The 1284-nt window shown below is 54.7% G+C and carries 1 tRNA gene and 1 rRNA gene; both read right to left on the bottom strand.

Annotated elements, in window-relative coordinates:
- Positions 1–73: 73 nt before the first annotated feature.
- Positions 74–146 (bottom strand) — tRNA-Ala (locus tag DQG13_RS30290).
- Positions 147–282: 136 nt separating this feature from the next.
- Positions 283–1284, bottom strand: a 23S ribosomal RNA gene (locus DQG13_RS30285); the annotation flags it as partial.

Here is a 1284-nt window from a genome sequence, read left to right as displayed (position 1 = left end):
GTAGGGGACTCGAACCCCTGTTACCTCCGTGAAAGGGAGGTGTCTTAACCACTTGACCAACGGGCCATATAAATGGAGCCTAGGGGGATCGAACCCCTGACCTCATCGCTGCCAGCGATGCGCTCTCCCAGCTGAGCTAAGGCCCCATATGGATTGCAGAACTTGCGCCCTGAAAACCGGATGCGAAACGTGCGAACGAAAGTATTTTGCTTGAGTCTTATGGGCCCCGCCAAAGTATTCGGAATCCGCTTCGTCAGCATCCTCTTCACTTTGGTGGGATTTTAGGTTAAGCCCTCGACCGATTAGTATTCGTCAGCTCCATGTGTTGCCACACTTCCACCCCGAACCTATCTACCTTGTCGTCTTCAAGGGGTCTTACTGAATTGGGAAATCTCATCTTGAGGGGGGCTTCACGCTTAGATGCTTTCAGCGCTTATCCCGTCCGCACGTAGCTACCCAGCTGTGCTCCTGGCGGAACAACTGGTACACCAGCGGTGCGTCCATCCCGGTCCTCTCGTACTAAGGACAGCTCCTCTCAAATTTCCTGCGCCCGCGACAGATAGGGACCGAACTGTCTCACGACGTTCTGAACCCAGCTCGCGTACCGCTTTAATGGGCGAACAGCCCAACCCTTGGGACCTACTTCAGCCCCAGGATGCGATGAGCCGACATCGAGGTGCCAAACCTCCCCGTCGATGTGGACTCTTGGGGGAGATAAGCCTGTTATCCCCAGGGTAGCTTTTATCCGTTGAGCGATGGCCCTTCCATTCGGCACCACCGGATCACTAAGCCCGACTTTCGTCCCTGCTCGACTTGTAAGTCTTGCAGTCAAGCTCCCTTTTGCCTTTGCACTCTGCGAATGATTTCCAACCATTCTGAGGGAACCTTTGGGCGCCTCCGTTACTCTTTAGGAGGCGACCGCCCCAGTCAAACTGCCCGCCTGACACGGTCCCTTACCCCGCTTCAGGGGTAGAGGTTAGAATCTAGATACGATCAGGGTGGTATCCCAACGGCGCCTCCACCGAAGCTGGCGCTCCGGCTTCTCAGGCTCCCACCTATCCTGTACAGATCGTACCCAAATCCAATATCAAGCTGCAGTAAAGCTCCATGGGGTCTTTCCGTCTTGTCGCGGGTAACCTGCATCTTCACAGGTATTAAAATTTCACCGGATCTCTCGTTGAGACAGCGCCCAAGTCGTTACGCCATTCGTGCGGGTCAGAATTTACCTGACAAGGAATTTCGCTACCTTAGGACCGTTATAGTTACGGCCGCCGTTTACTGGGG

Source organism: Paenibacillus sp. YN15 (assembly GCF_003285005.1).
Classification (GTDB): Bacteria; Bacillota; Bacilli; order Paenibacillales; family NBRC-103111; genus Paenibacillus_AR.
Note: the sequence above shows the minus strand (reverse complement) of the source record. Positions and strands in the feature narration are given on the sequence as shown.